We start from the raw sequence: 26395 nt of genomic DNA, 5'->3' as shown, positions 1-26395 counted from the left end.
TTGGTAGACGCGCTAGCTTCAGGTGCTAGTATCCTCACGGGTGTGGAAGTTCGAGTCTTCTCCTGGGCACCACTGATGAATCAATCAGTCAAGTTTTCACATTATTCTGAAATAACAATTCAGGGTAATAGTCCACAGAGAGGTGGATGAGTGGTTTAAGTCGCACGCCTGGAAAGCGTGTATACGTGAATAGCGTATCGAGGGTTCGAATCCCTTCCTCTCTGCCATAGATACTAAAGACACCAGCTAACGGTGTCTTTTTTTATATCTGCTCTTTTTGAATATGGTTGCTCCCGTCTATTCGAACAGGGTGTAATGTCTTATCAAATATCTTACCCTAGTAACATTTTCCCCTGATATAAAATCTGCCCTATACGTTTATTTCATCATAATGAAAGGCCGTCTGAAAGTTTTCAGACGGCCTCTTTCTTAAAGCCTACCAAATCCCAAACCATTGTTTATCAGACTGCTTTTTATTACCGTTCTGCTGTTCGTGGTTTTGACGGCGAAATTGCCAAGGCGCTTGCGGATTGTCTTTTTTCCATAAGCCTTTACGTTTTTCCTTGGCTTGTTTTTGTGCAGCCGAATAGTCGGTGTAGGCGGTTTTACTTTGTTGTTTTTTGGCATAGCTTTCGTAATGCCATGCAGCGCCATCCCGTATCTGCATTAAATTCAAGTCAATCGTGCCGACTGATACTTGGGCAACTTCGCGCTGGTAGCGGTCGGCTTCAAACACGCGGACTTTGGCTTTTTTATTTAGTGCGGCATCAATCAGATTGTCTCGTGATTGCGTACCATAGGCCTGATTGATTTCCGGCGCATCGATATAGGCCATACGGATTTTGTGTTTTCGGCCGTCGCTATCGATAATGTGCATGGTATCGCCATCATGGATTTTGATGATTTTTCCATTGTATGTGTAGGATTGTCGCGATGACTTTTGTTTTTGTTTCTGTTCTTGCTTGGGTTCAGCTTCGGTTTTGGAGTCAGATGTGGCTTTGATGACATTTTCTCCCAGCCATTCATTGACCTTTTCCAAACCGATATTGTCGTTTTGTGCCAATGTTGCGGCAACGCTTACCCCGGTACGAATCAGCTCGGTATCGCGTGAGCTGTAACCCAGGGCGCCCAAAACAGATAAAACAACAGGAAGCCATTTTATAATTTTACTGATTTGCATATTTTGCCAAATTGAAGGCCGTCTGAAAGACCTGATACGCTTTCAGACGGCCTTTTAAGATTGATTAATCTTCATTAATCCTGACAAGGCAGGATGACTTTTGCACCTTCTGCCGTACCCAAAACCAACACATCGGCGGCATCGCGGGCAAAAATGCCGTTTTCGACTACGCCGGTGATTTTGTTGATTTCATCTTCCATTTTCAGGGCTTGATCGATATTAAGGCCGTGAACATCAACGATTTGGTTACCATAGAAAGTAGTATAGCCGACACGCAACTCAGGCTGTCCGCCCATGGCAAGCAGTTTGCGCGATACCAGCGAACGGGCATTTTCAACCACTTCCACCGGCAATGGGAATTTGCCCAAACGGGAAACATATTTGCTTTCATCGGCGATACAGACAAATTTATCCGATGCGCTTGCCACGATTTTTTCGTTCAAATGCGCACCACCGCCGCCTTTAATCATTTGCAGCGCGTGGTTGACTTCGTCTGCGCCGTCAACATAAACCGCCAAACCCATCACATCATTCAGTGAAACTTCTGGAATTTCGTATTTTGCCAAAAGCTCGCTGGATTTTTTAGAAGTAGATACGGCACCCTTGATTTTCTTACCGCTTTTACCCAAAGCTTCGATAAAAAAGTTGATGGTAGAGCCGGTACCGATACCGATGTATTCGTTTTCAGGAACAAATTCCACCGCTTTCTCGGCGGCAATGCGTTTGAGTTCGTCTTGAGTAGCCATGTTGTCAGTCTTTCGGTTTGAATGATGAAACGATTTTAAGCCCTTAGGCTTTAATCAGCAATACTGTTGCTTGTGCTTCAATGGCTTCCATACGCCCCAGATAGCCAAGTTTTTCGTTGGTTTTGCCCTTGATGTTGACGCAGTTTTCAGGCAAGCCCAAATCTGCGGCAATATTGGCGCGCATGGCCGGAATATGTGGCGCGAGTTTGGGTTTTTGCGCAATCACGGTCGTATCGACATTAACCACCTTCCAACCCAATGCCTGCACGCTTTGATAAGCCTCGCGCAACAGCACACGGCTGTCTGCATCTTTAAATTCGGCGGCAGTATCGGGAAAATGGCTGCCGATATCGCCCAAACCGGCGGCGCCCAACAGGGCATCGGTAATCGCATGCAAAAGCGCATCGGCATCGGAATGACCCAGCAAGCCTTTTTCAAACGGAATGTTGACGCCGCCGAGTATCAAATCTCGCCCTTCAACCAACTGATGGACATCGTAGCCCTGTCCGACACGGATATTCATATTGTTTCCTTAAATAATGGGTTTTGATTGTTCAGACGGCCTTGAGCAACAACCTGACAATGTATTCGTCTTGCGGCAGCGTCAATTTTAAATTACGCGTATCGCCCTGCACCAAGCGCGGCCGGATACCCAGTTTTTCAACCGCTGACGCTTCATCCGTAATTTCACTTAAATCATCAACCGATAAGGCGCGATTTAATAAGGCCGTCTGAAAAAGCTGCGGCGTTTGCGCCTGCCATAATCCTGCGCGTGCGACGGTTTCATCAATATGATAACTGCCGTCTGCCCGCTTGAGCGTATCGGCCACCGGTATGGCCAGAATGCCGCCTTCATCATTCTCGCCTGCCTCATCAAGCAAACGCGTTAACGCTTCGGCAGGCAGGCAACAGCGCGCGGCATCATGAACCAAGATATTGTCTTGCGCCTCGGCTAAACCTTGTTCTAATAGAGTAGATACGCCGTTGCGTACCGTTTCGGCACGACTTGCACCGCCCACTCGGAAGACACGCACTTTCTCAGACAGGGCCGTCTGAAAAACCGAATCTTCCGGCGAAAGAATAACGACAATTAAATCTATGCGTGAGTGTTGCTCAAAAATTTCTATGGTGTGTTGCAATACGGTTTTACCATTGATTTCAACATATTGTTTGGGTTTTCCCGCGCCAAATCGCGCCCCTACACCGGCCGCAGGAATCAAAGCGATATTGCGGCGCATCATGCTGACGCTCCGGCATTAGCCTCATCCGGTGTTTCGGCCTTGCGCCATACGCACGCTTCGCCCAAATCGTCCAAATATTTTTCATGTGCAGCCAGCTCGTCCGCATCGGCTTTGATGACTTTCAACTGCGACGTACGTTTGGTTTCGGCAATAATGGTTGGTTTGACTTCACCCTCTTCTTCCGCCTCTCCGCCCATCAGGTCGAACTGCTGACGCGTCATGGCAAGATAGACTTCACCCAAAAGCTCGCAGTCGATTAACGCGCCGTGCAAGACACGTTTGCTGCGGTCAACGGAAAAGCGGTTACACAAGGCATCCAAGCTTGCCTTTTGCCCCGGAAACATTTCACGCGCCATGGCCAACGTGTCGGTGACTTTACAACCCAGTTCTTCAATAGAAGGCAAACCCATGCGGCGGAATTCCATATTCAGGAAGCCGACGTCAAACTTGGCGTTATGGATAATCAGCTCTGCGCCACGAATAAAGTCGGCAATCTGTTTACCCACTTGGGTAAACGGCGGCGCATTCTTCGCTTCCAATACTTCAATCGTCAAACCATGCACCTTCGCCGCTTCCTCCGGCATATCGCGTTCGGGGTGGACATATAAATGAAGGTTGGAGTCGGTCATTTGGCGGTTGATCATTTCCAAGCCGGCAAATTCGACCAGACGGTCGCCGTTTTCAGGATAAAGACCCGTGGTCTCCGTATCGAGGATAATCTGACGTTGGCTCATGGTTGGTGGTTTCTGCAATTATCAAAACGTCCTGAATCATACTGAAGGCCGTCTGAAATGTATAGTCAGCAAAACTTTAGCTGCTTTTCAAATGCCCTTTTAACGCTGGATTTGTTCAGACGGCCTTTATTCCTTTTTCATCTATTGACCGTCTATTACTCCAATTTTGAGTAGAAAACCCAATTTCTACAAAATTTTTTAAATTTAATTTCTTTAATAATGAATACCTTACTTATTATTTAAATAATAGGAACAATTATCATTTGCAAATTTAAAAAATCTCCGTATAATACAACCCATCGAAACGAAACAACCGCACCACAGAATGAAAGGAGAAGAAAATGCCCGAAAGTATTTTTAAGCAAGTCTCCCTTGACATTCTGAGACTGCACCAACAAGCCATCCGCTCTTTAATCGCCACCAAATGTTGCGATGAGTGCGAAGTACACGACGCAGTATTCATTACTTTAGATGGCCGCTATTATGTTTGGCTTCCTTGCATGGGCAAATCGCCCCAATCAGAAACCGGCATCCTGCTGATTGAAGATGAAGACGGCAATACGCGCTTAAGCTGGGTGGCCGACACACGCGAAGTCAAGCAAAAAGACAGTCTGTACAACCGCGTTGTTTCCGCCCTGCAACGAAAAATGCAGCGCACGAAAAACAAGTTTATCCAGTCGGCAAACGCCCGATTGCTCGAACTCACGCCTCAGCAAGGCCGTCTGACGACAAACAGCAAAGATTTCTCGCTTTCACCACATGACTTGATGAAAGCACTTTATCCGGCAACACATCAAATAGGAGAATTTGCCCTGTAACAGTTTTTGGTAGTGGTTTGTGTTCCTTTTGCGCCCCTTAACATTTTAAAGGGGCGATTTTTTTGCCTCTGCTTTTCAGACGGCCTCAAAACCGGTTTTCCAGTACAATAAAGGCCGTCTGAACATTTCCTACTTTTCAACCATGCAACTGCTCAAATACATCCAATCGCAGGGTCTCGGCAGCCGCAAGCAATGCCAGTGGCTGATAGACAATGACTGTATCGCCATCAACGGCGAAATTCATAATCGTGCCAAAGACGATATCGAACCGTCTCAAGTGCATACCCTGTCTGTTGACGGCGAAGAGATTGCCGCCGTACCCATGCCCTATTTCTACATTTTGCTCCATAAGCCTGCGGATTACGAAACTTCGCACAAACCCCAGCAATATCCGAGCATCTTCAGCCTTTTTCCCGACCACATGCGCAATATCGATATGCAGGCAGTCGGCCGCTTGGATGCAGACACAACCGGCATTATTCTGATTACCAACGACGGGCAATTTAACCATCGCGTTACCTCGCCCAAACACAAAGTTCCGAAGCTCTACCGCGTCACTTTGAAACATCCTGCCGACGATACCCTTTGCGCTACGTTGAAAAACGGAGTCCTCCTGCATGACGATAATGAAACCGTCGCTGCCGCCGAAGCAGTGTTGGCCGACCCAAATACATTGATGATGACCATTACCGAGGGCAAATATCATCAGGTCAAGCGCATGGTCGCAGCCGCAGGCAACCGTGTCGAGCAGCTCCACCGTGAAAAATTCGGCGACTGGAATGTCGACGATTTGGCCGCCGGAGAATGGAAATTCATCCAAATCTAAAAAAATTCCAAAATTTTGAGATAATTTTTTAAACAAAATGGATTTTTAATTGCTTTAAAATCAAACATCTAAACCTTATTATTTTTATTTAACAGAATTTAACACTAGAAGGACTGAACTATTGTATAATTCGCCTGTCTGAGTAACACTTGCTTCGAGAGAAGTGAGTAAGTGAGTAAGACGTTTTCCCCGTAATGTGTTTGGCCATCTATACTTTCCCCTTAGTATAGATGGTTTTTTTTATCTAAAATTCGGCAGGTCTGCAAACGTACTTTCAGACGGCCTCTCCTTATCAAAGCCCATCATTTCCAAACCGCGCACCCCTATTCATTGCTTGCCATTATTCCCACTTAGTTTCCGATTTCTTCTACACCCATCCAAACCCATTCAATTTCAAATAAATCGTTTCATAAAAAGAGCGCTGTCGGCTATCCAAACAGGTATGAACGTATGCCATTCAGACGGCCTCTACTGATACCGTTTATTCAATATTGCTTTAGCCGAATTCTCTGTTTTCAGGTTTCCATATCAAGCAGACTAGAAAGATTCACTAAAAATTCTTCATTAAATAGTTTTTTTACCTAACATTCTTTTCAGACTTTAGTCAAGATTCGTTAAATCTTTGCGGTAAAATGTTGTCTTTATTTTCATGTATCTGAGTTTTTATGTCTTCCAATCAACCCCGTCAAACTTGGTCCAACCGTTTGACTTACATCCTTACCGTTGCCGGCGCGACTGTCGGCTTTGGCGCAACGTGGCGTTTCCCATATTTGGTCGGTGAAAACGGCGGCGGCGCGTATGTGTTTTTATTCTGTATCGCCATGCTGGTCATCGGTATTCCGATGATTTTGGTGGAAAACGTCATCGGACGGCGCAAAGGCGTGAACGCGCTGGATGCATTCGGCGGTTCGATGAACGGCAAACCTGTTGCCAAAATTTGGAAAGCGGTCGGTTGGATGGGCCTGCTCGGCGCATTCGGCATCATGGCCTATTACATGGTGCTCGGCGGTTGGGTCATCAGCTACATCGTCAATATCATCGGCGGCAATTTGGACATTTCCAGCCCGGTTTCCGGCGAAGTTACCAAAAGCTTCTTTACCGAACACATTGAAAACAGCCCTTGGGAAATTGCCTTTTACACCTTCCTATTTGTCGTTGTAAACCAATGGATTTTGGTCAAAGGCGTCATCGGCGGCATTGAAAAAGCGGCAAAATACCTGATGCCGCTGCTGTTTTTGTTCCTGATTGCCATGGTCGTGCGCAACGTTACCCTGCCGGGTGCGATGGAAGGGATTACTTTCTATCTGAAGCCTGACTTCAGCAAGATTACCGCCGAACTGTTCGTTTTCGTTTTAGGTCAAGTATTCTTCGCCTTGAGCTTGGGTTTCGGCGTGATGATTACCTTGTCCAGCTATCTGGATAAAAACGAAAATCTGGTTCAGACGGCCGTAATTACCGCCATTACCAATACCATCATCGCCGTGTTAGCGGGCTTTATGATTTTCCCATCGCTCTTCAGCTTCGGCGTCGCGCCCAATTCCGGCCCGACTTTGGTATTCCAAAGCCTGCCGATTGTGTTCTCGAATATGTGGGCAGGCCCTGTGTTCGCCGTGATTTTCTTCTCGCTGCTCCTGATTGCCGCGCTGACGACTTCGCTGACGATTTATGAAGTGTTGATTACGACGATTCAGGAAAAAACCAAAATCCGCCGTACCGCCGCGATTACGATTGTCTTGGCTGCCATCTTCATCTTCGGCAACATTCCGTCTATTTTGAGCTATGGCCCGTGGAAAGACGTTTCCGTGTTCGGCAAAAATATTTTTGATGCCTTTGACTACATCAGCGGCAACATCTTGTTTATGCTGACCGCGCTCGGCTCCGCGCTGTTTGTCGGTTTCGTGATGAAGGACGAAGCGAAGGACGAATTGCTTTATAAAGGCAACCATACGACGGTCAATATTTGGTTTGCCTATGTGAAATACCTTGTGCCGTTGGTGATTTTGCTGATTTTTATCAGCAACTTGTTCTGATAAACAGCATATAAAAAGGCCGTCTGAAATATTCAGACGGCCTTTATTTTAACTATGCTTTATTCTGCCCAGTTTTTCTTCTTACTGGTCTTACCGATACCGGGGTTGAAGCTGTTGGTCGGGTCGAGTTTTTTATAGAACTGTTTCAACTCTGGCTTGGCTTCATACAGATGACCGACATTATGCTCGGCAGGATATTGCGCACCGCGTTGGTCAAGCAGATGGAGCATTTCATGTTCCAAAGCCATACAGTCGTTGCCTTTTTTAATGATGTAGTCCTGATGGAACACATGACACATAAAATGTCCGTAATACAATTTATGGATAATTTTATTGTCGATTTCGGGCGGCAGTGTTTCAAACCAATCACGATCATCACGGCGCAAGGCGATATCGAGTGCAACCAAATCCTCTACTTCATCATCATGTACAGAACGGTAACGGATCGCGGCAGACGCCACAGCAAAGCGATGTAGCATGGCCGCCTGCGTTTCTTCGGCATTACATTCAAAGAATGCGCCGCCATGGGTTGCAAAATATTCTTTCAAGAAGGAACGCGCTTCTTCTACGCCCTCGCCACCCATTTTCAAGATCAAATGGTGTTCGTATTTGTCGCGATAGTTGCGCATAGACTTCGGCAAGTGATCAGGCAAAATCTTGCTGATCAGTTGCATGAATTTATCAGAGAAATGTTTCGGCAAGAAACTTATCTTTTTGCTGAATCTATCCACACGGGCTTTCAGATCAAACAGTTTCGGAAGTTGGTGGGTACCGAACGTCTTAATGATATAAAACGTATCTTTGCCATAAACGGCAGCAATATCAAAGGCATGACGATGGATATACTCACCGGAAATAGGCAGGTTTTTAAACTCACTCAAAGCGGCGCGACGAATATCGGTCAGCTCATTAATATCATTGGTGCCGATATAAAAAACGGCAGTCTGTTTTTCTTGCGGGAAAGTATCCAAGCGCACGGCAAATACCATCAGCTTGCCCGCGCAACCTGATGCTTCGTAGTGACGCGCAGGGTCGGCATTAAAACGGGCGGCAGTCGGTTCATTCACTTGGCGGACATGATCGCAGTATGCATGATCATGCCCTTTGCCTGCATTTTGAACAATGTCTTTTTTCTGATAATGGAAACCTTGCAGATTGGTCAGAATTTCTTCAGGGGTTTCACCCAAATCAATGCCCAGATGGTTGACCAGCTCTAGTTTGCCCTCTTCGTTGATTTGCGCAAACAGGGCCATTTCCGTATAAGCAGGGCCACGCTGTACCAAAGCGCCGCCGGAGTTGTTACATACGCCGCCCAATACGGATGCGCCGATACAGGACGAGCCGATCACGGAATGCGGCTCACGGCCTAAAGGTTTCAGCAGCAGCTCCAATTGATTCAGAGTAGAACCGGGCAGGCAAACAACTTGTTCGTTATTATTAATCGGCTGAATGATGTTCAGACGCATGGTATTCACAATCACGATATCGCGGTCGTAATCATTGCCGTCAGGAGTCGAGCCGCCGGTCAGACCGGTATTGGCAGCCTGCGTAATCACAATGACATCAGCCTCAACACACGCCTGCAAGATTTGCCACATTTCCAAAACCGTACCAGGACGAACAACCGCCAGCGCCTTGCCTTCGCCAAAGCGGTAGCCTTGTCGGTATTGCTCGGTTTTTGCCGGGTCTGTGATGATGTATTTTTCGCCGACGGTTTGCGTCAGCCGGCTGATTAATTGCGTAGCATTCATTGCATACTCCTTGAGAGATTAATATATTTATTAGATTGCAAACATTGTAGTAATCCCTTTTATCAAAGTAAAGGCAAAACCCATTTTTAAATTCATCATTCAAATAAACAAAAGGCCGTCTGAAATTTTCAGACGGCCTTTTGTTTCAAGCTTGAACAATCAGATTATTCAGCTGCTTTCTCTTCGCGAGCAGGCGCTTCCAGCAAAGCTTTGATAGACAGACGTACGCGGCCGCGGTCGTCTACTTCCAATGCTTTCACGTTCACAACCTGACCTACTTGCAGGTAGTCGCTGACATTGCGTACGCGCTCGTGGGCGATTTGGCTGATGTGTACCAAACCGTCTTTACCCGGCATCACGCTGACAATCGCGCCGACGTTGTTGTCGAGGATTTTAACCACAGTACCTTCGTACACTTTGCCCACTTCCACTTCGGCAGTGATTTCTTCGATACGTTTTTTCGCCGCATCGCCTGCTTCTTGAGTAGTCGCAGCGATAGTGATGGTACCGTCTTCAGCAATATTGATTTCAGTACCGGTTTCAGCGGTAATCGAACGGATGGTTTCGCCGCCTTTACCAATCACATCACGGATTTTGTCTTGGTTGATTTTCATGGTGAACAAGCGTGGTGCGTGTGCAGACAGCTCTTGCGGGCCTGCAACGGCGGCTTTCATCTGATCCAAGATGTGCAAACGTGCTTCTTTGGCTTGAGCCAAAGCGATTTGCATGATTTCTTTGGTAATACCTTGGATTTTGATGTCCATTTGCAGCGCGGTTATACCTTCGGTTGTACCGGCTACTTTAAAGTCCATATCGCCCAAATGGTCTTCGTCGCCCAAGATGTCGGTCAGAACGGCAAATTTGTTATTATCCAAAATCAGACCCATGGCGATACCGGCAACGTGTGCTTTCAAAGGCACACCGGCAGACAGCAGGCTCAAGCAGCCGCCGCAGACGGAAGCCATAGAGGAAGAGCCGTTGGATTCGGTAATTTCAGAAACCACGCGCATGGTGTAGCTGAAATCTTCAGGTTCTGGCAATACGGCCAACAACGCACGTTTAGCCAAACGGCCGTGACCGATTTCACGACGTTTTGGCGCACCTACGCGACCCACTTCACCGGTAGAGTATGGCGGGAAGTTGTAGTGCAGCATGAAGCGGTCGGTGTATTCGCCGGACAGCGCATCAATGATTTGCTCGTCGCGTGAAGTACCCAAAGTTGCAACCGCCAAAGCTTGGGTTTCGCCACGGGTAAACAATGCAGAACCGTGCGTGCGCGGCAATACGCCGGTTTGAATGTTCAACGGACGGACGGTGCGGGTGTCGCGACCGTCGATGCGCGGTTGGCCGTCCAAAATTTGGCTGCGGACAACATCGGCTTCCAAGTGTTTGAAAATGCCTTTGATTTCGTTGGCTGCCAAAGTGTCTGTTTCTTCGGTAATCAACGCTTCTTTTACCGCATTCCAAGCTTCGTCCAATTTGGCTGAACGCGCTTGTTTTTGACGGATTTTGAATGCTTCTTTAATGGTTTCTCCGGCAATTTCGCGTACTTTGTCCACCAATTCTTCATTGGTTTCAGGTGCTTTCCAATCCCAAACTTCCGGATTGACTTCGTCGGCAAACTCATTGATGGCGTTAATAGCCACTTGCATTTGATCGTGACCGTAAACAACTGCGCCCAGCATCACTTCTTCAGACAAGATGTCAGCTTCGGATTCCACCATCAACACGGCTTTGGAAGTACCGGCAACCACCAAGTCTAATTGTGATTTCGCCAATTCGGCTTTAGTCGGGTTCAAAACGTATACGCCGTTTACATAACCCACGCGTGCAGCACCAATCGGACCGGCAAACGGTACACCGCTCAACACCAGCGCGGCAGATGCGCCCAACATTGCAGGAATGTCAGAATCAATTTCAGGGTCAACAGACACCACCATCGCTACGATTTGGATGTCGTGGTAGAAACCTTCAGGGAAGAGAGGACGAATCGGACGGTCGATCAGACGGCTGGTCAGGATTTCTTTTTCGCTTTGTTTGCCTTCGCGTTTGAAGAAACCGCCAGGGATTTTACCTGCTGCGTAAGTACGCTCGAGGTAATCGACAGTCAGAGGGAAGAAGTCTTGGCCTTCTTTCACTTCTTTGTTGGTGGTAACGGCAACCAAAACAACGGTATCGCCCATGGATACTTTAACGGCAGCGGCGGCTTGTCGGGCAATTTCGCCGGTTTCCAAAGTAACGGTTTGATTACCGTATTGGAAGGTCTTAACGTGTTTATTGAACATCATTGTTCCTTTCAAAATACCGCACTGCTAAAACACTAATAATGCACACTAAAATCCGAATGTGCATAGTTAGGGTTTCAGACCGTGCGGCAGGTTATAAACAAGCTTTCAGACGGCCTTTTCGGACGCTAAAAACAATTGTGGATTATAAAGGCAACCATCCTTAAAATCCAGTATTGATACAATAAAAAGGCCGTCTGAAACATATCCTTTTCAGACGACCTTCAGTCTTTAAAATCAATCTTGTGTCAGCAAAGTCAATGCTTCCTGATATTTCTCGACCGTTTTCTGAATCACATCGGCAGGCACTTTAGGCGCAGGCGCTTTTTTGTTCCAACCGCTTTGCTCCAGCCAGTCGCGGACAAATTGTTTGTCAAAAGACGGCGGATTGGTGCCGACCTTGTATTGATCGGCAGGCCAAAAACGGCTGGAGTCAGGCGTCAACACTTCGTCCATCAAAGTCAGCGTACCTTCTTCATCCAAACCAAACTCAAACTTGGTATCGCAAATAATGATACCGCGGGATTTGGCATATTCGGCCGCTTCTGTATAAAGCTGAATCGCTTTGGCACGCACTTCCGCCGCCAGCTCTTTTCCGATAATGCGTTCGCATTCTTCAAAGCTGATGTTTTCATCATGATCGCCGACTGCAGCTTTGGTCGACGGCGTAAAAATCACTTCAGGCAACTGCTGCGCTTCCTGCATACCTTCAGGCAGTTGAATACCGCAGACAGAACCGGTTTTTTGATAATCTTTCCAACCGCTACCTGCCAGATAACCGCGCACAATGGCCTCTACTTTCACCGGAGTGAGTTTTTTAGCCACGACGGCGCGTTTCTCCAAAGCTTTAGCTTCGTTTTCAGGCAAAACATCGTAAACCGTCTGACCGGTAAAATGGTTAGGCATGATATAAGCCAGTTTTTTAAACCAGAAATTGGAAATCTGCGTCAGAATCTCCCCTTTACCCGGAATCGGATCATCCAAAATCACATCGAATGCAGACAGACGGTCGGACGCAACCATCAACATACGTTTATCGTCAATTTCGTACAAATCGCGGACTTTGCCGGAGTAGATTTTTTTCAAGCTGATTTCAGACATTTCGGGTATCTCTTTGGTAAACAGAAGAATTTGGTATTTTAGCCCAATTTAGCATCTTTCGTCAGATTGTTTACAAAATAAAGGCCGTCTGAAACCTTATAGCTCGGTTTCAGACGGCCTTAGCCTTTGATTTTAGGGACAAACCCTAAAAACCATCATCTTATCAGATAGCAGGAGCCTGAGTCTGATCTTGGATTTGGTTCACAGCAGACAGAGAGTAGTAGTCGCCGTGGCCGGTTACTTGGTAAGTGCTACCGTCAGCAAACTTGAAGTTTTCAACTTTGTGATCGTTACCGGTGAACCAGTCATCGATGGTGATGCTGTCGTTAGTACCGACAGAAACAGTCAAGTTAGCACCTGATTTGCTCAGCAATACGTCAGAAGCTGCAACGCCTTTACCGAACAACAAGGTGTCATTACCGCTTTCTTCACGGATAGTGTCGTGACCGTAACCTTTGTCGAAGAAGTAAGTGTCGTTACCGGTACCGCCGATCAGGATGTCGTTGCCGACGCCGCCGTCGAGGTAGTCGTTACCATCTTTACCAACCAGGCAGTCGTCACCGGCCAAACCGTACAGATGGTTGTTGCCACCATTACCTTCGATGTTGTTGTTCAAAGAGTTACCGGTACCGTTCAAGTTTTGCATACCTTGCAAAATCAGGTTTTCAACGTGATCGGTCAGAGTGTAGTCGATAACGGTACGGACAGTATCGATACCGGCGTGTGCATTGCCGTACTCGATAACTTGGTCGTTGGCATTGTCAACGAAGTAAACGTCGTTACCGTCACCACCGCGCATAATGTCAGCACCGGAACCACCGTTCAGGTAGTCGTTACCGGCACCGCCTTGCAGGTAGTCTTTACCTTCTTCACCGTACAGAGAGTCACCGTCGGCATCACCGTAAATGGTGTCGTTGCCGGCACCGGCGTAGATTACGTCTGTGCCGTTGCCACCGTAGATGATGTCTTCGCAAGCAGTACCATAAATGGTATCTTTAGCATCAGTACCGCGGATAACGTTGCCGTCTTTGCAGTCTTCAGCTCGAATGACATTACCTGGGTTTTTGTCTTCGTGACCGTATGAATTGTCTTGATTGTGATCGTCTTTACAATCTTTGCAATCCGGTTTGGGTTCTGGTTTAGGCTCTGGCTTAGGTTCTGGCTTAGGTTCTGGTTTCGGCTCAGGTTTTGGTTCTGGCTTAGGCTCAGGTTTTGGTTGTGGTTTTGGTTCTGGTTGAGGTTCTGGTTGTGGCTCAGGTTTAGGCTCAGGTTTTGGTTGAGGCTTAGGCTGAGGTTTAGGTTGTGGTTTTGGACATGGGATCGGTTTGATTGGATCGCAGTTGTAAGGTGGGCAAACCGGAACACATTTGTAGTTAGGCGTTTTTGCCGGCGGGCAGAAAGCCGCAATAGCAGAAACCAAACCGGTTACCGCGTTAACTACTGACACGCCGACGCTGGCAATGCTAGCGATGCTGCCGATAGAAACAGAAGATTTTGCTGCAGGAGCGCAGTAGTAAGAAGAGTAGGAAGCCTTAGGCGCAGGAGCGCAGTAAGAACTAACCAGGGGTCTAGTATAATACCCCCCGTAACAGTATGCCATAATAATTACTCCCAAAAGTTAATAAAATATTGGGTTGACGGAACGAGCAAATCCGCCCTTGCCCAATTATTATTTTAGTAATATTTTGCAAAACATTTACTCAAAAATATCAAACGGTAGAATTTACCGACAAAAGGACAGAAGCTCCCCTATTTTTAAATACCATTATCCTAATAATCATAAAAACATTAACATTGATTCACAATCTCTTAACCAATATAACTGCTTAATCCATCTAGTTAAAACCTATATTTTAACTATAGTTATAGTATATTATTAAAATATTGATAAATAGTTACATTATAGGTAGATAATATTGACTACTTACTCAAATACAGCCCTGTTTGTATTTTGTTCAATGCTAATAATGTGAATTTGCCGTACTTACACTATAATGACGCAGACACCTATTTAACAGCCATCAGAGGAGATACTCAACCATGCGTACTTTATTGACCGGAGCCAAAGGCCAGCTTGCCCGTTGTCTGCGCGACCGCCTGCCCGAAGACTGGGAACTGATTGCTACCGATTCGACTTCGCTGGACATTACCGATACTGAAGCTGTGCATCATATGATCAAAAATTTCCAACCCGATGCCATCGTTAATGCCGCAGCTTACACTGCCGTTGATAAAGCAGAAGAAAACGCTGAAGCTGCTTTTGCCGTCAACGCAAGTGCTGTCCACAACTTAGCCGCAGCCGCCCGCGCCGCGCATGCCCGCTTTATCCATATTTCCACCGACTATGTATTCGACGGCGAAGGTAAACGCCCTTACCGCGAAACCGACTACACCAATCCGCGCAGCACTTACGGTCAATCCAAAGTTGCAGGCGAGCTTTTGGCTTTAGCCGCGCATCCTGAAAGCATTATTATTCGCACCTCATGGCTGTTTAGCGAATACGGCAACAATTTCGTCAAAACCATGTTGCGCCTTGCCAAAGAACGCGATTCCCTCTCCGTCGTTCACGACCAAACCGGCTGTCCGACTTATGCAGGCGATTTGGCACACGCCATTATCGAATTATTACAACAACCCACCTCCCCACGCGGCATCTTCCATTACTGTGGTAATAAATCGGCAACATGGTACGAATTTACCAAAGCCATCTTTCAGACGGCCCAACAATTAGACGACAGCTTCCGCATTCCGGAACTAAACGCGATTACCACCGATCAATATCCCCTGCCCGCCCCGCGTCCGGCATACAGCATCATGGATTGCTCACGCCTCGAAACTGAGTTTGGTGTCAAACCGTCCGACTGGCAAAAAGCCCTGCGCGAAATTCTCCATAAAATCGACTGATAAGCTGATCCATCTATATCAAGGCCGTCTGAAAACACATTTTCAGACGGCCTTTTTGTTTCTTTTATATATATCAAAAGCTTTATCTATCCAGTCTGTCATTTGAAAAGTGCTACAATAGCCGTTTATTTTATTTTTTCAGACGGCCTGACAATATGTGCAACCATCATCCCAAACATTCACACAACAACGACACCATCCGCATCCGCGGCGCACGCACACATAATTTGAAAAACGTCGACTTGGATATTCCACGCCACAAGCTCGTGGTGGTAACAGGATTGTCTGGCAGCGGCAAATCGTCGCTGGCATTTGATACTTTATATGCCGAAGGCCAACGCCGTTATGTTGAAAGCCTTTCTGCCTATGCCCGTCAGTTTTTGCAGATGATGGACAAACCCGATGTTGATTTGATCGAAGGCCTGTCGCCTGCAATTTCTATCGAGCAGAAATCCACCAGCCATAATCCGCGTTCCACCGTCGGCACGGTTACAGAAATCCACGACTATCTGCGCCTTTTATACGCCCGCGTCGGCACACCCTACTGCCCCGAACACAATCTGCCGCTATCCAGCCAAACCGTGTCTCAGATGGTTGATGCTGTGTTAAAGCTGCCGGAAGACACACGCGTGATGATTCTTGCGCCGGCTGTGCGCGAGCGTAAGGGCGAGTTTGTCGATTTCTTTGCCGACTTGCAGGCGCAAGGTTTTGCGCGTGTACGCGTGGACGGCGAAGTCTATCAGCTTGACGAAGTACCGAAGCTGGAAAAAAACATCAAACACAATATCGACGTAGTCATCGACCGCGTGAAAGTGAAGGCGGACATCAAGCAGCGGCTGGCGGAAAGTTTTGAAACTGCGCTGCGCCACGGCAACGAACGTGCGCTGGCAATGGAAATGGACAGCGGCGAAGAACATTGGTTTTCCGCGCGTTTCGCCTGCCCCGTGTGTTCGTACAGCCTGCCCGAATTGGAGCCGCGCCTCTTTTCCTTCAACAACCCGATGGGCTCCTGCCCGACTTGCGACGGCTTGGGCAACACCAATTTCTTCGACCCCGAAAAAGTAGTCGCCCATCCCGAATTATCCTTAGCAGCAGGCGCGATTGACGGCTGGGACAAACGCAACCAATTCTATTTCCAAATGATTCAATCGCTGGCGCATCATTATAAATTTGATGTTAACGCCGCTTGGGAAAGCCTACCGGAAAAAGTGAAAAAAGTCGTGTTGTACGGCTCAGGCAAAGAAGTCATTGATTTCACCTACCTGTCCGAACGCGGCACCACCTTCAACCGCAGCCACGCCTTCGAGGGCATTATCCCCAATCTCGAACGCCGCTACCGCGAAACCGACAGCGAAACCGTGCGCGAAAAACTGCGCGAATACCAAAACCACCGCGCCTGCCCAAGCTGCGGCGGCGCACGTTTGCGCAAAGAAGCCCGCTACGTTTACGTCAGCGGCGAACCGCTGCACGAAGTTTCCGCCTGGCCGCTGACCAAAACACACCAATTCTTTGAAACGCTAGATTTGGACGGCAACAAAAAACAAATCGCCGAAAAAATCCTCAAAGAAATCACCGAACGGCTCGGCTTCCTGATTAACGTCGGGCTGGATTACCTGAATTTAAGCCGCTCCGCCGAAACCCTCTCCGGCGGCGAAGCCCAGCGCATACGCCTCGCCAGCCAAATCGGCAGTGGCTTAACCGGCGTGATGTACGTTTTGGACGAACCCTCCATCGGTCTGCACCAGCGCGACAACGACCGCCTGCTCGCCACCCTCAAACGCCTGCGCGATTTGGGCAACAGCGTGATTGTGGTCGAACACGATGAAGACGCCATCCGCGAAGCCGATTTTGTCGTCGATATGGGCCCAGGCGCAGGCGAACACGGCGGCAACGTATTGATTGCCGATACACCCGAAAACGTCGCCAAATGCGAAAACTCCGTTACAGGACAATACCTTAGTGGCAAAAAATCCATTGCTGTGCCGTCTGAACGCACGCCCGTCAATCCCGACCGAATGCTCGTCCTCAAAGGCGCGCGCGGCAACAACCTCAAAAACGTCACCCTCGAACTGCCGCTCGGTTTGATTACCTGCATCACCGGCGTATCCGGTAGCGGCAAATCCACCCTGATTAACGACACCCTCGCCAAAATCACCGCCCGCGAACTCAACCGCGCCCAAGAAGAACCCGCCCCCTACGACGACATCCACGGCCTCGAACACCTCGACAAAGTCATCAACGTCGACCAATCCCCCATCGGCCGCACCCCGCGCTCCAACCCCGCTACCTACACCGGCCTGTTCACCCCCATCCGCGAACTCTTCGCCGGCGTACCCCTCTCGCGCGAACGCGGCTACAACGTCGGCAGATTCTCCTTCAACGTCAAAGGCGGCCGCTGCGAAGCCTGCCAAGGCGACGGCGTGATTAAAGTCGAAATGCACTTCCTGCCCGACGTGTACGTCCCCTGCGAAGTCTGCCACGGCAAACGCTACAACCGCGAAACGCTCGAAATCCAATACAAAGGCAAAAACATCAGCCAAGTCCTCGACATGACCGTCGAAGAAGCCCGCGAATTTTTCGACGCCGTCCCCACCGTATCGCGCAAACTGCAAACCCTGATGGACGTAGGCCTCGGCTACATCCGCCTCGGCCAGTCCGCCACCACCCTCTCCGGCGGCGAAGCCCAGCGCGTCAAACTCGCCTTGGAACTCTCCAAACGCGACACCGGCAGAACGCTCTACATCCTCGACGAACCCACCACCGGCCTGCACTTCGCCGACATCGCCCTGCTGCTGGAAGTCATAGGTCGTCTGAAAGGCAAAGGCAACTCGATTGTGATTATCGAGCATAATCTGGACGTGATTAAAACTGCAGATTGGATTGTGGACTTAGGACCGGAAGGCGGTGATGGTGGTGGTAAAATTATCGCTTCAGGTAGCCCTGAGGAAGTGGCGAGGGTTAAGGGAAGTTATACTGGAAAGTATTTGAAGACAGTTTTATAAAGGAAAATAGCAATGTCTTTTGATAATGATTTTTATAGAGATGAAATTTCTGATATTCAAGATAGCATTAAAGCTCAAGATGCTAAAATTGGTATTCTATGTGTGATTTGCTTTCTGCCAATTAGCCAAGCAACAAACTCTGCTGAGCTAATCACTAAAACATTACAACATTCTTGCTTCGGAAAAATACTAATATTTATCATTGGATTATCTTGGTTTTTATCTATTGGCTCATTATTTTTTGCTCTGTATCCAAGATTTAAGAAAAAGCATCCCACTCTTGCAGAGAAAGAAACGAAAGATCATAATGTTCAACAATTAGAAATTGAATTAAATAACTTATACGATATATTAAAAATTAAAATATCTGCTATTAAAATAGCCTTATGGGCTATTTCATTATTTTGCTTATTATGTCTCCTTGCCATTATATTTTCGATTTAAGGGATGAAAATGACTAGCTATATGAATGATTTTCAGAGAGAAATGATACAAGATTTAATTAATAAACAATTAGATATTGCTGATCAATTTTGGAAAGAAAGTGGATCAAATTTGGAAAATGAAGAATCTAAAAGGCGTGAGCTTGCTTTTGAAAGCCTTAATAAGTCTGAAAGTATAGTTTGTGATAGTGCAGAACCCCTTGATACTAGGTTACCGGGGGTCCCTAAAATTCCTGAATACAAAAGTAGAAATGAAGAATTAATTGCACTAGTTGCTGACATGCGAGACTCAACTAAACATGCAAAAACCCAAATTAATGTACAAGGACAACCTTTTAGTCCTTTGCGCAGAATTTTTCTAGAAACATCAGCCTTATTACCAGCTATAGAAAAAACTATAAACTTTGAAAATGGGGAAGTCACAGAATATCTAGGAGATGGGGTTTTAGGTTTCTTTCAGTTGACAGGAGAAGATGAGGATATTTATAAAGTTAATAGAACAGCTCAAAGGATTATCTTTGATGTCAGAGAATTAGTAAATAATTCAATATCTAACAGATACGGGTTACCTAAAGAAATTCATATAGGTGTTGGATTAGCAAAAAGTCATACTATCATACATGCAATTGGTTTAGATAATAAGAAACATGTAAAAGCGTTTGGTAGTTGCGTATATGATGCAACAAAATTATCATCTGGCCGTAATAAAATTGGTGTTTCTCCTGAAATTCGAAAGATGTGGCCACAAGGAAGGGGAGGTCAGATTCGTTTTAGACCTAAAAACTTCCTAAATATTTTTTCAGGATTTGAAATTACAAATTCAAATGGATAATTATATAAGCAAGCCGTAGCCTGCATATTCAACCAACCGCGTGCGTGGCTGCACCACACACCCTACCTGTGAATTACACGGAACTTCAAAACCAGCGCGTAGGGTGTGTGCGGTATGCACGCACGCGGTTGTTTGATTGATGGCTTTCTGTTGTAAATTAAACTTAGTTAAAACTAACGCTTTCAGACGGCATGAAAAATGGCCGTCTGAAAATTGAAAATATTTCATCTAAAATAACTCTCCTAACTCACAAAACAAAAAACGGATTCCAAATCATTGGAATCCGTTTTTCTGTAAAGCTTAGCCGTATTATTTAGCTTCTTCTTTAGCGTCTTCAGCAGCTTCTTTGGCATCTTCCGCTGCGTCTTTTGCTTCTTCTTTAGCCTCTTCAGCGGCATCTTTGGCTTCTTCGGCTTTTTCTTCAGGAGTTTCTGCAGCAGGAACACCTTTCAAAGCGTCCAAAGAAGTTTTACAGGTTGCATCGCGTTGGTCTGCAGGCAGGTTTTTCAATGCTTCTTTGGTTTGTTCGAAAGATTTTTGCATCATGTCTTTGGTTGCGGCATCTACGTCTTTAGTTGCTTCGGCAAATGCTTTTTCGTACTCGTCACAAACGGCAGAAGAAGATGAGCCTGAACCGCCGCCGCATGCTGACAGGGACAGGGCTGCCAACAAAGCTGCCAATAAAGCTGATGTTTTCATGTGTCTCTCGCTTTTTTAAATTTAGTTTAAAGGACGTTATATGTTAATTCATTATATGAAGATGTCAAGAATTTTTGTTTAATTTAATCAAAACTATATCATTGAAAGAGCCTGACTATCTCAACATGATCAAGGCCGTCTGAAATTTCAGACGGCCTTTGCTTTTGTAAGTAATCCTTTTTTCAACGATTACGCCGCTTTACGGTGATAATGCCTGAGTGCGTGTTCTTTGCGCCGTCCGCTACTGAATGCGGATACGCGTTTCAGATAGCCGATCACTCGGGTGCCGTAGTCAATATCGTGGCTGCCGCAGGCGGAACAGGCATGCAGTGTGCGTTTGTCGATGTGGCCGCATTCGTTGCAGATGGTGATGCGTACGTTCACGCAGAAGTAGTTGCAGCCGGTTTGCGCGGCGATGTCCAAGAGCGAGCGGTAGCCGGATTCGGGCAGGGCTTCGTCGAGGTTCAGGTGCAGCGCGGAGCCGCCGTCGAGCCAGTCCACCAGTTCTTTGCCGTGCAGCAGGAATTTGTCGAGTGCGTTGATTTCTTCGTCTTCGACGACGTAGAAATAGGAGTTGTAGCATTCGCGGCTGACTTTGTAGCCGTCGGCTATATCCCATTTGGCGTTTTTTACGCCGAGGTTTTCGGCGGGGACAAACTCGGTGTTGAACTTCACGCCGTAGTGCTTGCTGGCGGCTTGGTTGGCTTCGAATATGGTTTTCAGACGGCCTTGGACGAAGTTGATGTAGTCGTCGTTGTAGCCGACTTTGATACCTTGCGATTCGGCGGCTTCCGCCATGCCGTTGATGCCGATGGTGAGGAACTGTTTGTCCAGCGTGATGAAGCCTGCGTCATAAACGGGCAGCATGCCGGCGGCTTGGTATTCTTCCATCAGTTTGCGGTAGGCGTATTGGTATTTGTGGATTTTGGCCACTTCGGCGGCAAGGTCGCGCCCGTCTTGTTCCAGCCGGTTCATGTTGATGGTGATGACGTTGATGGAACCGGTCGCCACGCCGCCCGCGCCGAGGGTGTAGCTGAAGGTGCGGTCTTCAATGGCGTTGCGCAGACGGCAGCAGGAAGCCAAGGAGTCGGGGTTGTCGGAAAGATAGACAAAGAAGGAATTGCCCTCCGCCAACTCTTTTGCCATTTCGTCGGCGAACACGGTGTCTTTGCATTTGCCGCCGTCGGTCAGCATCGCGGCGGTCACGACGGGGAAGGTCAAAATGGCTTTGGTGCGCTCTTGGTTAAACCATTTAAGGAAGAAGTTTTGCAGTTTCGCCACGCTCGGCCACACTGGTTTGCTGAAATCGGGGAAGACGAAATCGCCGAACATCGCGTCAAAATAGTATTGATCGTAAACGGAAATATTCCAAAATACGCTCTGATAGCCGCGTGCGGCGGCGGGCTGGTTGATGCTGTACACCACCTGCTGCATATGGTTGGCGATTTCTTTGCCATGGGTTTCCAAATAATCGTCGCCGTAGTCTTTGCGGGCGAAGTAGTCGAAATAGGTCAAAAATTCCACTGTGGCCACCGCGCCGGCAAACTGCGCGCTGATGGCAAACACAAGGTTGATAAACGAGCCGCAAAACGAAGCCAGATGTTGCGGTGCTTTGGATTCGCCGCCGAGTTTGCTTAAGCCGTCGAGTAGGAAGGGATAGAGCGTAACCGACACACAATAAGGCTTGAGGCTGGTTTCGTCGTGCACATAAATCTCGTGTGCCTCAATCTGGCGGATGTATTCGTCGGCAACGGATTGGTCGAAAATTTCGGCGATTTTGCGCGACACTTGGGCGCGATTAATCTGCACGAAAAAGTCTTTCATGATTTCCGCTTCCATCGTAGCGATGTTTTTTTGCGTTACGTTGGCATTGGCGTCCATTTTCGAGCCGTCCGCCGCGTTTTGCGCGCTGATGTAGTCACGCATGAATTGTAGTTTTCCGTTTAACTGTTCGGGATGCAGCCGAATCATGTTAATTCTCCTGTATGGTTTGGTTAATTTATTAAACAATGACGGTTGGGCCGTCTGAAACATCGCTGTCAGCGAATACAATAAATTCAATTTAAATCAGTGCAATACAACACTGGGCTAAATTGAAGCCACTGGAAAAACCTTAGACACAGGTTTGTCTTTGATAAACAAGCGGTTCAACACTTCGCCCGTGTGCAAATTGATAAACTTCTGATTGGTGGCCGGACTTTCCAAACCGCCCAACTCCATCTGCCAGCGGCCGGTTTTCAGATACGTCAGATAAGGCAGGATGCCGTCTGAAACCGCCTCCAGCTCATCACGCTCCAGGCCGGTGTACAAACAGGCTTTCAAACCCGCCTGCGTCACGATAGCCAGCATTTTCTGCAAGGCTTCCGGCTGCCATTCCCCGCCCATAAACAACACGCATGTAATCAATCCGCGATAGCGTTTCAGACGGCCTTTTAAGTAATCCTCGGTCAATTCCGTGCCAATACCCTCTTTCCATGTATCGGCACTATGGCAACCTTTGCAACGCAGCGGACAACCGGAAAACAGAAACGCCAGCGACACTTCACCCGGCACTTCCTGCCATACAATTTGCTCGATTGTGAATTTCAAACCGCTCATTGCAATGCCATAAAACACAAGATATGGTGTGCATTAAAACACAATACTACTAGATATGGTATTTTATTTAACAATCCATCTTTATTTTGTAATAGGTTTTTATAATTTGATAGATTGTAAATTTCAATAATTACATCTACACGGCTCCTTTGATGAAGGCCGTCTGAAAACAATTTCAGTGCATTAATATAAAAAAAGAAAAGCAAACTCCGTTATAACAAAAACGGTTTTAACAAATCAAAAAAGGCCGTCTGAAATCATCTTTCAGACGGCCTTAATTTCAGGTTTTACCCTCGATTCGAACCTTTCACCATATCCATCAAAAACAATCGGCAATCCAAATTACCGTTAAACAAAGGAATTTTCCGCTTCGGAGAAAGGCGCATAAATTTCGGCATATCGCGATCGCCGGTAAACATTCCTACCAGCCAGCCGCCGTAATATTGTTTCAACCATGTACCGAGTTGCGGATATAAAGCCTGCAAAGCCTGAACCTCCGCAAGGCGCACGCCATAAGGCGGATTGGAAATCATAATGCCGTGTTCGCCGTTTGGGCGCGCGGCTTGTGCATCTTGCACGTCAAAGCGGATGAAATTATCCACTTCGGCAGCTTGGGCATTGGCCAATGCGGCGCGGATCATATAACGGTCGTTGTCGCTGCCGGAAATGGGCGCGGCGGCCGGTTTGATTTGTTTTTCAGCCTCACGGCGCAGGGCTTGCCATTTTTCTTTGTCGAAGTTTTGCAGTTTTTCAAAACCGAAACGGCGCATCAAGCCCGGCGCACGGTGTGTCGCAATCCATGCAGCCTCAATGGCAATCGTGCCGCTGCCGCAAAACGGGTCTTGGAAAGGCTGTGTACCATCGTAGCCTGCCAAAAGCAGCAAACCTGCCGCCAAGTTCTCTCTTAATGGCGCTTCGCCGGTATCCTGACGATAGCCGCGTTTAAAGAGTGCTTCGCCGGAAGTATCGATAAAGATTTCTACATTGCGCTCATCGATAAAGGCATGAATGCGGATATCGGGGTTGATTTTGCCCACGCTCGGACGCGCATCATAAATATCGCGGAAGGCATCGCAGACGGCATCTTTGATTTTCAAACCGACAAAATCCAAGCTTTTCACATTGGCGCGCTTGCCTTCGACTTTGACTTTAAAGGTCTGCTCCAGCTTAAACCAACCTGTCCAATGGAGATTTCGTGCCAGTTTGTAGATATCGTGTTCGTTGCGATAACCACCTTTGGTCAAGCGCAGCAAAACACGGCTGGCAACGCGCGAATGCAGGTTGATGCGATACACCTGCTCCATCGTGCCTTTACATGCCACACCGCCGTCAACAGCGCGGATATCCTGACATGCCATGCTGTCGAGTTCCTGCGTCAAAGGCGCTTCCAAACCGCGAGGACAAGTGATAAAAAGTGAATAAACCGTCATATAAAACCTTTCCGGGTAGGGCTATCCGAACCACTCGGATAACAAATAAAAACAATATTATAGCCGAAAAACCAAAAGGCCGTCTGAAACTTCAGACGGCCTTTGAATAAAGCTTGCTTAGTGATCCAAACTGTCGGTTTCCACCTTAACCGCTTTATCGGTTTTATCTTCCGGCAAAACCAGGTTCAACAATACCGCCATAATACCGCCTGCGGAAATTGAGTTTTGGAACAATACCGGCAGGTTTTTGAACACTTCCGGTTCAAACGCCACGCCCAAACCCAAACCGACAGAAGTCGCCGCGATAACCGCTTCACGGCGGCGAATACCGTGGCTGACCAAAATCCGCACGCCTGCAATCGCAATCAGGCCAAACATCAATACCATCGCGCCACCCAAAACCGGACTCGGAATTGTGGTAAACGTGCGGCCGATAACAGGGAACAAGCCTAACAATACCAAAATCGCCGCAATATATTTGCCCACATGACGCGAAGCCACGCCGGTCATTTGAATCACGCCGTTGTTTTGCGCAAAAGTAGTCAAAGGCAAAGAGCCCAACGCAGTCGCAATCACAGACACCAAACCATCCGCTAACACACCGCCGCGCAGGCGTTTGGTATATTCCTCACCCTCAATCGGCTGCTCGGAGACCATCGCAGTCGCCGTCAAGTCGCCCACTGCTTCAAATACGCTCAACAGGAAAATCGCACCGGCGACAATAAACGCGTGCCAATCGAATGCGAAACCATATTTAAACGGAACCGGCAGGGTAATCAGCGGCAGGTTTTGCAGGGCGGAAAAATCCACTTTGCCTAAAAACAGCGCAACGATATAACCGACAATCAAACCCACCGCGATGCCGCTCATGCGCAGCAACGGATTTTTCAAGCAGTTGAAAACCAAAACAATCAGCAACACCAGCGATGCCAGACCCAAGTTTTCCATCGATCCGAACGTACCGTCTGCTTTCGCACCGAAGCCGCCGCCAAAGTCAGTAATGCCGACATGCACCAAGCTCAAGCCGATCAGCATCACGACCACGCCGCTTACAGTCGGCGTAATCACTTTTTTCAGATAAGGCAAAAGCCAAGCGGAGAAGCACACCAAAAACGCGCCGACAAAGGACACGCCCAAAAGCGTTGAAATCATCGCATCTTCAGTCAAACCGCCCTCTTTCATGCCGGTACCGAGCGCAATCATCACGGTTACAAAAGAGAAATTGACCGACTGAATCGACAACATGCCCGAACCGACCGGCCCGAAACGGTTGACCTGCAAATAAGTACCGACACCGGAAGCCACCATCGCCATCGACACCAAATAAGCCGTCATTTCAACCGGCAGCTCCAACGCCCCGCCGACAATCAGCGCCGGCGTAATCATCGGGACAAAAATAGCCAAAAGGTGCGTAACCGCACTCAACAACGCATTCCCAAACGGCGGCTTGTCTTCCAAACCGTAAACCAAATCAGGCGAACCGGCCTGTTTATCTGTCATTTCGGCCATAATGACCCTTTCTTAAGAATCGTTAAAAAATATTAAGATGCGCATTTTAACTAATTTAAAATGTATCAGCAAATTCAAAATCATCAGGCCGTCTGAAAGTTTTGCCCAATCATTTTCAGACGGCCTCAAACAGCCTTAACACATTTTAATCCTTGACAGTATTTTTCCATCTTAAAACAAACAAACTAATGATTTAAAAATGTATTATTCATTAAGATAATGACAAATCACGATTAAACGGCCCGGCCTCATAGCGGATATGTTTC

Annotated in this window: 21 protein-coding genes and 2 tRNA genes (1 of these 23 running past the window's edge); 9 read left to right on the top strand and 14 right to left on the bottom strand. The window is 47.5% G+C overall.

The window, feature by feature from the left end; all coding sequences use genetic code 11:
• Positions 1-72: transfer RNA gene (locus HMPREF2551_RS10650), tRNA-Leu, on the top strand; it begins 130 nt to the left of the window's first position.
• A gap of 64 nt (positions 73-136) precedes the next feature.
• A tRNA-Ser gene (locus tag HMPREF2551_RS05860) sits at positions 137-227 on the top strand.
• A gap of 209 nt (positions 228-436) precedes the next feature.
• Here the strand turns inward: HMPREF2551_RS05860 and HMPREF2551_RS05855 are convergent.
• From HMPREF2551_RS05855 to dnaQ, 5 genes are all read right to left on the bottom strand, one after another.
• The gene (locus HMPREF2551_RS05855; RefSeq protein WP_070837798.1) at positions 437-1180 is read right to left on the bottom strand and encodes a thermonuclease family protein; all 744 of its coding nucleotides are present in this window, start codon (positions 1178-1180) and stop codon (positions 437-439) included.
• A 74-nt stretch (positions 1181-1254) separates the two neighbouring features.
• Positions 1255-1926, bottom strand: a complete 672-nt coding sequence (gene rpiA / locus HMPREF2551_RS05850; RefSeq protein ID WP_070837795.1) for a ribose-5-phosphate isomerase RpiA — start codon at positions 1924-1926, stop codon at positions 1255-1257.
• A 43-nt stretch (positions 1927-1969) separates the two neighbouring features.
• Positions 1970-2449 carry a 2-C-methyl-D-erythritol 2,4-cyclodiphosphate synthase gene (gene ispF / locus HMPREF2551_RS05845; RefSeq protein WP_070837791.1) on the bottom strand — a complete coding sequence of 160 codons (480 nt, stop codon included), beginning with the start codon at positions 2447-2449 and terminating at the stop codon, positions 1970-1972.
• A 31-nt stretch (positions 2450-2480) separates the two neighbouring features.
• A complete protein-coding gene (gene ispD / locus HMPREF2551_RS05840; protein WP_070837788.1) occupies positions 2481-3167 on the bottom strand; it encodes a 2-C-methyl-D-erythritol 4-phosphate cytidylyltransferase in 687 nt (228 codons plus the stop codon).
• The gene (dnaQ, locus tag HMPREF2551_RS05835) at positions 3164-3901 is read right to left on the bottom strand and encodes a DNA polymerase III subunit epsilon (RefSeq protein WP_070837784.1); all 738 of its coding nucleotides are present in this window, start codon (positions 3899-3901) and stop codon (positions 3164-3166) included. The genes ispD and dnaQ overlap by 4 nt, the downstream gene beginning before the upstream one ends.
• 341 nt (positions 3902-4242) lie before the next feature.
• On the opposite strand from dnaQ, the gene HMPREF2551_RS05830 reads away from it, so the two are divergent.
• From HMPREF2551_RS05830 to HMPREF2551_RS05820, 3 genes are all read left to right on the top strand, one after another.
• Positions 4243-4719 (top strand): NGO0322 family iron-responsive protein, encoded by a 477-nt coding sequence (locus HMPREF2551_RS05830; protein ID WP_049348077.1) that lies wholly within the window; start codon positions 4243-4245, stop codon positions 4717-4719.
• A 142-nt stretch (positions 4720-4861) separates the two neighbouring features.
• Complete coding sequence (locus HMPREF2551_RS05825) at positions 4862-5545, top strand: 16S rRNA pseudouridine(516) synthase (RefSeq protein WP_070837779.1); 684 nt, start codon at positions 4862-4864, stop codon at positions 5543-5545.
• 665 nt (positions 5546-6210) lie between these two features.
• Positions 6211-7575 (top strand): sodium-dependent transporter, encoded by a 1365-nt coding sequence (locus tag HMPREF2551_RS05820; protein WP_070837776.1) that lies wholly within the window; start codon positions 6211-6213, stop codon positions 7573-7575.
• Positions 7576-7634: 59 nt separating this feature from the next.
• On the opposite strand, the gene dld is transcribed toward HMPREF2551_RS05820, so the two are convergent.
• The 4 genes from dld to HMPREF2551_RS05800 all read right to left on the bottom strand — a co-directional run bounded on the left by dld (position 7635) and on the right by HMPREF2551_RS05800 (position 14159).
• Positions 7635-9326: a D-lactate dehydrogenase gene (dld, locus tag HMPREF2551_RS05815; RefSeq protein WP_070837773.1), complete on the bottom strand. Its 1692-nt coding sequence runs from the start codon at positions 9324-9326 to the stop codon at positions 7635-7637.
• Between the two features lie 164 nt (positions 9327-9490).
• On the bottom strand, positions 9491-11614 hold the full coding sequence (pnp, locus tag HMPREF2551_RS05810) for a polyribonucleotide nucleotidyltransferase (RefSeq protein WP_143128515.1): 2124 nt from the start codon (positions 11612-11614) through the stop codon (positions 9491-9493).
• 234 nt (positions 11615-11848) lie between these two features.
• Complete coding sequence (locus HMPREF2551_RS05805; protein ID WP_070837767.1) at positions 11849-12712, bottom strand: phosphoribosylaminoimidazolesuccinocarboxamide synthase; 864 nt, start codon at positions 12710-12712, stop codon at positions 11849-11851.
• A 163-nt stretch (positions 12713-12875) separates the two neighbouring features.
• Complete coding sequence (locus HMPREF2551_RS05800; RefSeq protein WP_210400284.1) at positions 12876-14159, bottom strand: calcium-binding protein; 1284 nt, start codon at positions 14157-14159, stop codon at positions 12876-12878.
• Between the two features lie 593 nt (positions 14160-14752).
• Between HMPREF2551_RS05800 and rfbD the strand changes: the two genes are divergently transcribed.
• From rfbD to HMPREF2551_RS05780, 4 genes are all read left to right on the top strand, one after another.
• The gene (gene rfbD, locus HMPREF2551_RS05795) at positions 14753-15616 is read left to right on the top strand and encodes a dTDP-4-dehydrorhamnose reductase (protein ID WP_070837764.1); all 864 of its coding nucleotides are present in this window, start codon (positions 14753-14755) and stop codon (positions 15614-15616) included.
• Positions 15617-15771: 155 nt separating this feature from the next.
• Entirely contained in the window at positions 15772-18618 is a 2847-nt protein-coding gene (gene uvrA / locus HMPREF2551_RS05790; RefSeq protein ID WP_070837760.1) for an excinuclease ABC subunit UvrA, read from the top strand.
• 12 nt (positions 18619-18630) lie between these two features.
• The gene (locus HMPREF2551_RS05785; protein ID WP_070837757.1) at positions 18631-19062 is read left to right on the top strand and encodes a Pycsar system effector family protein; all 432 of its coding nucleotides are present in this window, start codon (positions 18631-18633) and stop codon (positions 19060-19062) included.
• Positions 19063-19071: 9 nt separating this feature from the next.
• On the top strand, positions 19072-19893 hold the full coding sequence (locus HMPREF2551_RS05780; protein ID WP_143128514.1) for an adenylate/guanylate cyclase: 822 nt from the start codon (positions 19072-19074) through the stop codon (positions 19891-19893).
• 309 nt (positions 19894-20202) lie between these two features.
• Here the strand turns inward: HMPREF2551_RS05780 and HMPREF2551_RS05775 are convergent, their stop codons facing one another.
• From HMPREF2551_RS05775 to HMPREF2551_RS05755, 5 genes are all read right to left on the bottom strand, one after another.
• A complete protein-coding gene (locus HMPREF2551_RS05775) occupies positions 20203-20592 on the bottom strand; it encodes a DUF5339 family protein (RefSeq protein ID WP_070504841.1) in 390 nt (129 codons plus the stop codon).
• 189 nt (positions 20593-20781) lie between these two features.
• Positions 20782-22626: an anaerobic ribonucleoside-triphosphate reductase gene (gene nrdD / locus HMPREF2551_RS05770; RefSeq protein WP_083323115.1), complete on the bottom strand. Its 1845-nt coding sequence runs from the start codon at positions 22624-22626 to the stop codon at positions 20782-20784.
• A gap of 54 nt (positions 22627-22680) precedes the next feature.
• Complete coding sequence (gene nrdG, locus HMPREF2551_RS05765) at positions 22681-23190, bottom strand: anaerobic ribonucleoside-triphosphate reductase activating protein (protein ID WP_070837747.1); 510 nt, start codon at positions 23188-23190, stop codon at positions 22681-22683.
• 287 nt (positions 23191-23477) lie between these two features.
• Complete coding sequence (locus HMPREF2551_RS05760; RefSeq protein WP_070837744.1) at positions 23478-24620, bottom strand: THUMP domain-containing class I SAM-dependent RNA methyltransferase; 1143 nt, start codon at positions 24618-24620, stop codon at positions 23478-23480.
• A 117-nt stretch (positions 24621-24737) separates the two neighbouring features.
• Complete coding sequence (locus tag HMPREF2551_RS05755; protein ID WP_070837741.1) at positions 24738-26129, bottom strand: nucleobase:cation symporter-2 family protein; 1392 nt, start codon at positions 26127-26129, stop codon at positions 24738-24740.
• Between the last annotated feature and the right edge of the window lie 266 nt (positions 26130-26395).

This window comes from Neisseria sp. HMSC066H01, assembly GCF_001837375.1.
GTDB lineage: Bacteria > Pseudomonadota > Gammaproteobacteria > Burkholderiales > Neisseriaceae > Neisseria.
This window is presented reverse-complemented; position numbering and strand designations above follow the sequence as displayed.